The following is a 10,293-nucleotide window of genomic DNA, read 5'->3' on the forward strand; positions in this document are numbered from 1 at the left end:
GTCCTGGATTGTGGCTTCGGATGCAGCAGGCGCATGACCTATGGAAAGCGGAGCGTGCGCTGCGCGACGAGTTGGACCTGATACCAAGCCACGCGGCCTGATGCCAAAAAAGCCCGCCGGACCTGACGATCCGGCGGGCTTTTTTGTCGGGTGCAGCGCTGCGGCTTACACCGCGACGGCTACCTTCTCCAGTTCGCGGATGATCGAGTCACCCATGACGGAGGTCGAGCAGCGAGCCATGCCGGGGGCCATGATGTCCGAAGTGCGGGTGCCGCCGTTCAGGACGTTCTGGACAGCCTTCTCGATCAGGCCGGCGTCCTCGTTCATGTCGAACGAGTAGCGCAGCATCATGGCGAAGCTGAGCAGCGTCGCGATCGGGTTGGCGAGGTCGCGGCCGGCGATGTCGGGGGCGGAGCCATGCACCGGCTCGTACAGGGCGCGGCGGCGGCCCGTTTCGTCCGGCGCGCCGAGCGAGGCCGACGGCAGCATGCCGAGCGAGCCGGTCATCATGGCGGCTTCGTCCGACAGCATGTCGCCGAACAGGTTGTCGGTGACGATCACGTCGAACTGCTTGGGGTTCTTGATCAACTGCATGGCGCAGTTGTCGGCGTACATGTGGGAAAGCTGCACGTCGGAATATTCGGCCTGATGCAGCTTCGTCACTTCCTGACGCCACAGCAGGCCGGACTCCATCACGTTGGCCTTCTCGACCGAGCAGAGCTTGTTCTGGCGCTTGCGCGCCAGTTCGAACGCGACGCGGGCGACGCGCTGGATCTCCGCCGTGGTGTAGACCTGGGTGTTGACGCCCCGGCGCTGGCCGTCGGGCAGTTCCTCGATCCCGCGCGGTTCGCCGAAATAGACGCCGCCGGTCAGCTCGCGGACGATCATCAGGTCGAGGCCGCGAACGATGTCGGCCTTGAGGGTCGAGGCATCGACCAGGGCGTCGAACACGGTCGCCGGACGCAGGTTGGCGAACAGGCCAAGCTCCTTGCGGAGCCGGAGCAGGCCAGCTTCAGGCCGCTTGTCGAAACCGATGTTGTCCCACTTGGGACCACCGACCGCGCCGAGCAGAACGGCATCGACGCTCAACGCGTCGGCCATCGTCTCGTCGCTGACCGGCACGCCATACTGGTCGATGGCGGCGCCCCCGACCAGACCGTCCTGAACGTCGAACGTGACTTTACGCCTACGATCCATCCAGTCGATCACGCGGCGTACCTGGCGCATAACTTCCGGGCCAATACCATCACCGGGCAGTATCAGCAGCTTCTTATTGGCGGACATCGCGTGGTTTCTCCGTGGAATATCTGGTGGGGAGCTTTGTAATGCGCATTCACGCTCCTGAAAAGCTCCCCTGTTGCGCTACGCCCACAGCCAGGGTTGCGTACCGCGCTGCGATGTCTCGTAGCTGTCGATGGACTGGACGTGTCCGAGCGTCAGGCCGATGTCGTCCAGACCGTTCAGCAGGCAGTGCTTCCGGAAGGCATCGACTTCGAACGTGATCTTGCCGCCGTCGGGGCCGGTGATCTCCTGCTTTTCCAGGTCGATCGAGACCACGGCGTTGGCACCGCGCTCCGCGTCGTCCATCAGAAGGTCGACCTGCTCCTGCGGCAGGACGATCGGCAGGATCCCGTTCTTGAAGCAGTTGTTATAGAAGATGTCGGCGAAGCTGGGGGCGATGACGCACTTGATGCCGAAATCGGCCAGCGCCCAGGGCGCGTGCTCGCGGCTCGACCCGCAACCGAAGTTGTCTCCGGCCACGAGGATCTTCGCCTGGCGGTAGGCCGGCTGGTTCAGAACGAAGTCGGGCCTCTCCTGCCCGTCCGGCGTGTAGCGCATCTCGTCGAACAGGTGCTTGCCCAGGCCCGTCCGCTTGATCGTCTTGAGGAACTGCTTGGGGATCAGCATGTCGGTATCGACGTTGATGATCGGCAGCGGGGCGGCGACCCCGGTCAGGGTGGTGAACTTTTCCACTTTCCGGGCTCTCCTCAGGCCAGTTCGCGGATGTCGGTCAGGTGGCCGGTCACCGCGGCGGCGACGGCCATCGCCGGACTGACCAGATGGGTCCGCCCGCCACGGCCCTGACGGCCTTCGAAGTTGCGGTTGGAGGTCGATGCGCAACGCTCGCCGGGGCTCAGCTTGTCGGCGTTCATGGCGAGGCACATGGAACAGCCGGGCTCGCGCCAGTCGAAGCCGGCTTCCTTGAAGATCACATCCAGACCTTCTTCCTCGGCCTGCTCCTTCACGAGGCCGGAACCGGGGACGATCATCGCATAGACGCCATCGGCAACCTTGCGGCCCCTGGCGACGGTCGCGGCGGCGCGCAGATCCTCGATCCGGCCGTTGGTGCAGGAGCCGATGAAGACCTTGTCGACCTTGACCTGGTTCAGCGGCGTGCCGGGGGTCAGGCCCATGTATTCCAGCGCCCGCTCGACCGCGCGGCGCTTGCCCTGGTCGGCGACATCGGCGGGGTTGGGAACGATGCCGGTGATCGGCAGCACGTCCTGCGGGCTGGTGCCCCAGGTGACTTGCGGCACGATGTCCTCGGCCTTCAGCACCACTTCCTTGTCGTAGGCGGCGCCCTCGTCGCTCGGCAGCGTCCGCCAATAGGCGACGGCCTGTTCCCACTTGCCGGCCTTGGGGGCGTAGGGACGGCCCTTCAGGTACTCGAAGGTGGTTTCGTCGGGAGCGATCAGGCCGGCGCGGGCGCCCGCCTCGATCGACATGTTGCAGACGGTCATGCGGCCTTCCATCGAAAGGTCGCGGATCGCCTTGCCGGCGTATTCGATCACGTAGCCGGTGCCGCCGGCGGTGCCGATCACGCCGATGACCGCGAGGATCACGTCCTTGGCGGTGACGCCGACGGCCAAGTCGCCATCGACCGTGATGCGCATGTTCTTGGCCGGACGCTGCTGGAGCGTCTGGGTCGCCAGCACGTGTTCGACCTCCGACGTGCCGATGCCGAAGGCCAGCGCACCGAAGGCGCCGTGGGTCGCCGTGTGGCTGTCGCCGCAGACGATGGTCATGCCCGGCTGGGTCAGGCCCTGTTCCGGCCCGATGATGTGGACGATGCCCTGGCGGATGTCGTCCATGGCATAGTAAGGCACGCCGAAGTCGCGCGCGTTCTGCTCCAGCGTCTCGACCTGGATGCGGCTTTCCTCGTCCGCGATGCCCTGGCTGCGGTCGCTGGTCGGCACGTTGTGGTCGGCGACCGCCAGAGTGGCCTCGGGGCGCCGGACCTTGCGGCCGGCAAGCCGCAGCCCTTCGAAGGCCTGAGGACTGGTCACCTCATGCACCAGATGGCGGTCGATATAGAGGACGCAGGTGCCGTCCTCCTGGCGGTGGACGACGTGGCTGTCCCAGATCTTGTCGAAGAGCGTGCGCGCTTTGGCCATTGTTTTATTCTCTGATATCTCGTTCCAGCATGGGACCCGAATTTCCCGGCCCCCGAATTGACGGAATTAGCCGGGCTCTCCTTTTGGCGACACCATAGCCTTTGCCCCTCCCCGTCTCAAGGGACTAGACTTTTATGCAATACAGACCGCGCATTTCGTATCCTCGGATATGCCGGCCCGCCCGTAAAAAGGAAATTTCATGTCCATCGCGATAGCAGACGTTGCCGTTTTCGGAGAAACCCCGTCGGAGGAGTTTACTATCCGGCCCGACGCGGACCGCATTCTCGCGGGGTCGCCGGACCAGACCGCCTGGAACTACTTCACGGACAGGACCGGCCAGTTCTCCACCGGTATATGGGAGGGCGCCCCCGCCGTGTGGAGGGTCGCCTTCACCGAGAACGAGTTCTGTCACCTGATAAGCGGAGTCGTCGTGGTCCGCGACGAGGCCGGCGGCGAAAGGACCTTCCGCGCCGGCAGCAGCTTCGTCATGCCCGCCGGGTTCGTCGGGACCTGGGAGGTCGTGGAAACGGCGCGGAAGCTCTACGCGACCTTCGAGGCGGCGGCGTGACGACATTCCCCAATGCGACATGAATTGTAAGCAAATGTCATGACGGACAACTTTACGTTTCAGCTGCCGAACCGCCCGGCGTCTCTCGGAGTTCGACGGACATCAACGTATGCCGGCGTATTCTACCGTGTCGGCACCGGCATGCGCAAATTACATCCGCTGCTGACGGAAACTCTGCCAGAATATTCACCCGCGATCAGTTGGTCCCATGCGTGCCGAAGACGGCATCCAGCGTCGATGCATCCAAGACGGCTTCCGCCCACTCGTTCAACTGGTCCTCGGAGGCGCATTGCACTCTCGCCTGGACGGACTCGGGCAGGGAGCCGAAGCGCCGCCGTAACTGTCGCAGGAGGAGGTCGGCTTTGCCGGCTTCTATGCCCGCTGCCTTGCCTTTGATTTCCCCCATCTGAAAGCCTTCGGCTTTCCACTGCTCCGCCGCGATCGACATAATTCTCGTCTCCTGGCCAGGTATGATTTCTTTAAGGACGTCCCCTATGATCGCCGCCTCGACTGCGTTGGGCTCGCTCAGAATGTAGCGCACCAGGGCCACCAAGTCATCATAGCCCAATGTAGCAGCAAGCTTGCCGAGTTTCAGCAGGGTCTCCCGCAAGTCGCCGTTCCGGCTGCCGTGCTTCAGGATCAGGAAGCCGACCCGGAGGGTTTCATCCCGGGACAGTTCGGCGTCTTCGATCCGACCAAGGTCGGCCAGCGAATAGCTGAAGTTCAGGTGATGCGGGCGGAGGGCGTCGTCGACCGATAGATCCATGCCGCCGACGAAGTCGAGCGGTATGTGCCACTCCGCCTCGCCATGATAGACGACTATAGGGAAGATTGGCGGCAACCGTCGCCGCCGGTTATTTCTACTGTTGATTTCCTGCCTGATCCACCACTGCCAGATTTGCACCATGTAACCCAGCAGTTGGAGCGTCACATTCAGATCGGGTGAGGATTTGTGCTCGATCAGCGCATAGATGAAGGCGATTTCACCGTCCACCATACGCACGCGATAGAGTCTGTCGGTCTGGTGCTCCTGCAATTCCCGGCTTACGAACGAGCCGGCGACGAGTTCCGGCGCGTCCGGACCGAGTCGTTCTGCGATGGCCGGCGGCAGTCTTTCCCGAAGGAGCGCTCCCGCCGTACCGTCGCGTTCGAGCAGGCGTTTGAAAAACTGGTCATGGCGTTGGATCAGGCGAGGCGGCATCGGGATCGATTCACGGCATAGGTGCAGGTGCCGGGTTGATCGCATTTTTCACACGCAGTCAGCCAGTTGAACTCCACCCGCACCGCCTGCGGCAAATTCATCCCATCGTATGCCGCCTGCCCCTTCTCAGCGCCGATAGGCCGAGCCGTCTTCCGCCCGCGCGGGTTCCTTCAGGTAGATGCCCTGCTTCGGGACCGCTATGCGGTCGAAGTCGCGTGCCAGGGTGTGCAATGCGGTGCGCATCTCGGGGCCGTGCATCGCTGCGCCATGGCCGGTGACGACAAGCTCGGGTTCCAGGGCAGCAAGCTTTTCGACCGAGGACTTCGCCTTGTCCCATTCCACCGTGTAGTACATCGGCGGGCCGTGCATCTGTGCCTTCTGGAGGGCGACGGCATAGGCGGATTCCTGGTCGGTCGTGACGAAGGCGTCACCGGCTATGATCGTCCGGTCGCTCTCCCGCCAGAACGAGACGTGGCCGACGCTGTGGCCCGGCGTGTGAAGCCAGCGCCAGCCGGGCATGCCGGGAATGCTGCCGTCATCGGGAAGTGTCTTGAGGCGTGCCGCCACGTTGACCGGGCCGCGCGGGTACAGGCGCGCCAGGGCCGCCATGGCTCCCCCTCCCACCGAGGAATCGCCCGGCGGGTAGGAGGCTTTGCCGTCGAGATAGGGATGCTCCAGAGGATGGGCGTAGACGGGGACGTCCCATTCTTCCGCCAAGTCCTCCAACGCGCCGATGTGGTCGAAATGGCCATGGGTCATGACGATGGCGGCGGGACGCGCGCCGCGGCCGAAGCGCTCCTCGGCGGCGGATTTTATGAAGCCCTTGGTTCCGGGGATGCCGGTGTCCACCAGCACCCACTGCCGGTCGCCGGCGCCGGAACGTCCGACGAAGATCACGTTGACGATGCCGAGCCGGCGATAGGCCAGGTCGGGAGCGATCTCGTGGGTCTTGTCGTTACGCGCCGCGTCGATCTCGGGATCGACGGCGCTGGCGCTGTCGGACAGGGGGATTTGTTCGGCCATGGCTTCGCAATCAATCGGTTGGGGGCACTGGATCTGGCCGATTCCAACCGGACGGCGCTGCGACAGTTCCAGCGGCTTTGACATATCCTGATATGAGGAACGGCATTTAGCGAAAATCGCCTTAACGGTTTATTCTTGTTTGTGACCCAAACTACCAGGGTCGCTTCCAGGATGGCTCCTTCATGACCTCCGCTTCTGGCGAGATCGCCGATATCCCGCGTACGCGGCTTTCCCAGCAGGAATTGACTGTCCTCGCGTCGAGACACAGGGCATTTCTCAAGCGACAGCCCGGCGGCACCCGCGCAAGTTTCAAGATGCGCGACCTTTCGCACCTGGACCTCAGCGGCTTCGACCTGACCGAAGCGGATTTCAGCGGCGCCAAGCTGTTCAGCACGCGCCTGCTCGGCTCCAACCTGACCAATGCCGATCTTTATGGCACCGACATGCGGCTGGCGAACCTGACGGGCGCCATCCTTTCGCGGACCGATCTGCGCGGCGCCTGCATGCGCGGCGCGATCCTCAGCGAAGCCATGCTGCTGGAGGCCGACCTGCGGGACGGCACGCTGCTCCATGTCGGGAAGGCGGGGGACGTGTCGTCCATCAACGGTGCGGCCGTCAAGCTGACGACTGAACTGACCTGCGCCACCATGCGCGGGGCGAACCTGTCGCGGGCACGGGTATCGAACGCTTTCGTCATGCAGACTGACCTGACCGACGCCATCATGCGCGGCACCAAGTTCATCCGCGCCAACCTGACCAACTCGGACCTGACCGGAGCCGACCTGCAAGGTGCCGACCTGACGGATGCCAATCTGTCCGGTGCGCGGCTCAGCGGCGCGATCCTGTCGGGAGCACAGTTCGGCAATGTCAAGCTGACCAACGCGATCATGATCGGCGTCATCATGGACGACATGCAGCGCCGGGCACCGGAACTGGCGGGCGCCATCATGGCGAAATCTTTCGGCGACCTGGGGCGCGAGCTGCCGGAACTGCTGACGGAACACGCGGCCTGGATGGACAGCGGCGGCAAGTCGGGAGGACGGGCCGACCTTGGCGGATTGGACCTGAGCGGCATGGACATGTGCGGCGTGAACCTGTCGGCCGCCATCATGCAGAGTTGCGTGCTGTCCGGAACGAAGCTGGCGGGCAGCGTGCTGGCAATGACCGACATGTCGCTGGCCGATCTACGGCGCGCCGACCTGTCGAATGCCGATCTTCGCGGCGTCAACCTGGAACGCGCGACGCTGACCGGCGCCGATCTCTCGGACGCAAGGCTGAACCCGGTCCATATCCAGAGCGGCACGGGACATGTCTGGCGCGCGAACCTGCACCGCGCCCGGCTGGAGGGCGCCAACCTCCGTAACGCAGACCTGCGCCGCGTCAACCTGACGGACGCGGTATTGGCGAAGGCCGACCTGCGTGGCGCGGACCTGCGGGAAGCGGTGCTGAACGGGACCGACCTGACGGGAGCCAATCTGGCCGGAGCGAATACCGACGGGGCCGTGGGACGGTAGGCTGGTCTGCCATCAGGCCCGACCGGCGGAGCAGGCAAACGCGGCCGGAGGCCGCGTCCACGTCGTTTCAGCAGACTTCGAAGCGTTGGCGAACTGCGCTCAGTACGAGAACTCGGCGAAGACGCGGTCGATGTCGCCTTTCCATTCGCCGTGGTAAAGCTTCAGCAGCTTGGTCGCCGGGGTTTCGCCCGATTCGACGACTTCCAGCAGCGTGTTGATGAAGTGGGTCTCGTCGTCGCCCCAGCGGTCGTTGCGGGCACGCCGGGCCAAGCCGCCTTCGGCGATGCGCAGGACTTCCATCGCGAGCTCCTTCAGCGGGCGACCGCGGTGGACGGTGTCCAGTGCATGCCGGGGGACGTCGGCACGCAGATGCGCCCGCTCCTCTTCCGTCCAGTCCTTGACGAGATCCCAGGCGGCATCCAGCGCCTGGCCGTCGTAGAGCAGTCCGACCCATAGGGCCGGCAGGGCGCAGAGGCCGCGCCAGGGGCCGCCGTCGGCACCGCGCATTTCCAGGTAGCGCTTGAGGCGCACTTCCGGGAACAGCGTCGTCAGGTGATCGGCCCAGTCGGTCATCAGCGGCAGTTCGCCCGGCAAGGCGGGCAGCTTGCCTTGCAGGAAGTCGCGGAAGCTCTGGCCGGAGGCGTCGATGTACTTGCCGTCGCGGTAGACGAAGTACATCGGCACGTCCAGCGCATAGTCCACGTATTGCTGGAAGCCGAAGCCTTGCTCGAACACGAACGGCAGGTCGCCGGAACGGTCCGGATCGGTATCGGTCCAGATATGGCTGCGGAAACTCTGAAAGCCGTTCGGCTTGCCTTCGGTAAAGGGCGAGTTGGCGAACAGCGCCGTGGCGATCGGCTGGAGCGCCAGGCTGACCCGGAACTTCTTGACCATGTCGGCTTCGGACGCAAAGTCCAAATTCACCTGCACGGTACAGGTCCGCATCATCATGTCGAGCCCCAGAGTGCCGCGCTTGGGCATGTACTCGCGCATGATCTTGTAGCGGCCCTTGGGCATCCAGGGGATCTCGTCCCGCCTCCACTTGGGATTGAAGCCGAGGCCGATCATGCCGATGCCAAGCTCGCGGCCGATCTGCTTGACCTGATCCAGGTGCTCGTGAACCTCGGCGCAGGTGTCGTGCAGGGTTTCCAGCGGGGCACCGGACAGTTCGACCTGCCCGCCCGGCTCGAGGCTGACGTTGCAGGCGCCGCTGGTCAAGGCGATGACGTTGCCGTTCTCGACGACCGGTTCCCAGCCGAACCGGGTCATCCGGTTCAGCAATTCGGAAATGCCGTCAGGACCGTCATAGGGCAGCGGCCGCAGGTCGCTGGTGCGGTACGCGAACTTCTCGTGTTCGGTGCCGATGCGCCATTCGGACTCCGGCTTGCTGCCCTGTTCGAGATGGCTCACCAGACCGCGGAGGTCGGTGATCGGTTCGCCGCGTGACTTCGGAGGGGCGGACATGGGTGCCTGATCAACCTGATTCTTGGGAACGGAACGGAGGACGCACGTCGGCACCCCCTGCCGACCAGTCCCCGCAATGGGCCTGCCAGCAAGCGAGTGCGGCGAGCGCCGCCGTGTCGGCACGCAGGATCCTTGGCCCCAGCCCGACAGGAACAACAAATGGCAGATTGATCAACCCGTCAAGCTCATCCTTGGCGAAGCCCCCTTCGGGACCTGTGAGAATTGCGGCCGGACCGGGCGGAAGGCCGGCCAGGGCCGCCGCGACCGGGCGCACAGGACCGGCTTCGGCACAGAGCAGCAAGGGGCGCGCGGGGTCCCAGCCGGCCATCGCCTGATCCAGCCTGACCGGCTCGCGGATCTCGGGAACGGTAAGCCGCTCGCACTGTTCGGCGGCCTCGATCGCATTGGCGCGCAGCCGGTCGGTGTTGACCCGGGCGACATCGGTGTGACGGGTGATGACGGGCCAGACGGCGGAGGCGCCGAGTTCCGCCGCCTTTTCGGCGACGAAATCGATCCGTGCCCGCTTGATCGGGGCGAACAGCAGCCAGACGTCCGGCTCCGGGGCCTGCGGCCGGCGCCGGGACTCGACCGCCAGACTGCACCAGCCCTTGCCGAAACCGTCGATGCGGGCCGACCACTCGCCGTCGCGGCCGTTGAAGAGCGCTACGCGGTTACCCTTGTCCAGCCTGAGCACGTGGCGCAGGTAATGGGCGCGTTCGTGGTCAAGGCCGACGGTGGCGCCCTCGCCCAGGGGTTCGTCGACATGCAGGCGGGTCTTGACCGGCTCGATATCTGGATGGTGCTGGATCATGGCCTCTCCGTTTCCGGGGGTATCGCATCATCGCTCCAGGAAATCCAGCAATGCCTGGGTGAACTCGTCGGGCCGCTCCTCCGGGATATAGTGTCCGCAGTCGAGCGCATGTCCGCGCGCTTCGAGCGCCACGTCCCGCCATGTCGCCAGCACGTCGAAGCAGCGGTCCATGGTGGCGCGGCCGCCCCACAGGGCCATCATAGGACACGACACCTTGACGCCGGCGGCGCGGTCGGCGCGGTCGTGCTCCAGGTCGATGCTCGCGGCGGCACGGTAGTCCTCGCACATGGCATGGACGGCGGCGGGATTCTTGAAGC

General features: G+C 64.8%; 9 protein-coding genes and 1 pseudogene. 2 read left to right on the forward strand and 8 right to left on the reverse strand.

The window, feature by feature from the left end; translation table 11 throughout:
- Positions 1–165: 165 nt before the first annotated feature.
- The 3 genes from leuB to leuC all read right to left on the reverse strand — a co-directional run bounded on the left by leuB (position 166) and on the right by leuC (position 3,395).
- Complete coding sequence (gene leuB / locus AC5JJ6_RS18255; protein WP_496043416.1) at positions 166–1,284, reverse strand: 3-isopropylmalate dehydrogenase; 1,119 nt, start codon at positions 1,282–1,284, stop codon at positions 166–168.
- Positions 1,285–1,362: 78 nt separating this feature from the next.
- Positions 1,363–1,974 (reverse strand): 3-isopropylmalate dehydratase small subunit, encoded by a 612-nt coding sequence (leuD, locus tag AC5JJ6_RS18260; RefSeq protein WP_496043417.1) that lies wholly within the window; start codon positions 1,972–1,974, stop codon positions 1,363–1,365.
- A 14-nt stretch (positions 1,975–1,988) separates the two neighbouring features.
- Positions 1,989–3,395 (reverse strand): 3-isopropylmalate dehydratase large subunit, encoded by a 1,407-nt coding sequence (gene leuC / locus AC5JJ6_RS18265; protein WP_496043418.1) that lies wholly within the window; start codon positions 3,393–3,395, stop codon positions 1,989–1,991.
- 199 nt (positions 3,396–3,594) lie between these two features.
- Between leuC and AC5JJ6_RS18270 the strand changes: the two genes are divergently transcribed.
- On the forward strand, positions 3,595–3,963 hold the full coding sequence (locus AC5JJ6_RS18270; RefSeq protein WP_496043419.1) for a cupin domain-containing protein: 369 nt from the start codon (positions 3,595–3,597) through the stop codon (positions 3,961–3,963).
- A gap of 196 nt (positions 3,964–4,159) precedes the next feature.
- Here the strand turns inward: AC5JJ6_RS18270 and AC5JJ6_RS18275 are convergent, their stop codons facing one another.
- Positions 4,160–5,164 (reverse strand): Rpn family recombination-promoting nuclease/putative transposase, encoded by a 1,005-nt coding sequence (locus AC5JJ6_RS18275; RefSeq protein ID WP_496043420.1) that lies wholly within the window; start codon positions 5,162–5,164, stop codon positions 4,160–4,162.
- A gap of 126 nt (positions 5,165–5,290) precedes the next feature.
- Positions 5,291–6,187 carry an MBL fold metallo-hydrolase gene (locus AC5JJ6_RS18280; RefSeq protein WP_496043421.1) on the reverse strand — a complete coding sequence of 299 codons (897 nt, stop codon included), beginning with the start codon at positions 6,185–6,187 and terminating at the stop codon, positions 5,291–5,293.
- A gap of 182 nt (positions 6,188–6,369) precedes the next feature.
- On the opposite strand from AC5JJ6_RS18280, the gene AC5JJ6_RS18285 reads away from it, so the two are divergent.
- Positions 6,370–7,701 (forward strand): pentapeptide repeat-containing protein, encoded by a 1,332-nt coding sequence (locus AC5JJ6_RS18285; protein WP_496043422.1) that lies wholly within the window; start codon positions 6,370–6,372, stop codon positions 7,699–7,701.
- 99 nt (positions 7,702–7,800) lie between these two features.
- Here the strand turns inward: AC5JJ6_RS18285 and AC5JJ6_RS18290 are convergent, their stop codons facing one another.
- From AC5JJ6_RS18290 to AC5JJ6_RS18300, 3 genes and pseudogenes are all read right to left on the reverse strand, one after another.
- Positions 7,801–9,165 carry a glutamate--cysteine ligase gene (locus AC5JJ6_RS18290; protein ID WP_496043423.1) on the reverse strand — a complete coding sequence of 455 codons (1,365 nt, stop codon included), beginning with the start codon at positions 9,163–9,165 and terminating at the stop codon, positions 7,801–7,803.
- A 10-nt stretch (positions 9,166–9,175) separates the two neighbouring features.
- A complete protein-coding gene (locus AC5JJ6_RS18295) occupies positions 9,176–9,976 on the reverse strand; it encodes a 16S rRNA (uracil(1498)-N(3))-methyltransferase (RefSeq protein WP_496043424.1) in 801 nt (266 codons plus the stop codon).
- Positions 9,888–10,293 (reverse strand): annotated as a pseudogene (locus AC5JJ6_RS18300) (hypothetical protein); the annotation flags it as partial. The gene AC5JJ6_RS18295 and the pseudogene AC5JJ6_RS18300, both read right to left, overlap by 89 nt.

It is taken from the genome of Skermanella sp., assembly GCF_059503625.1.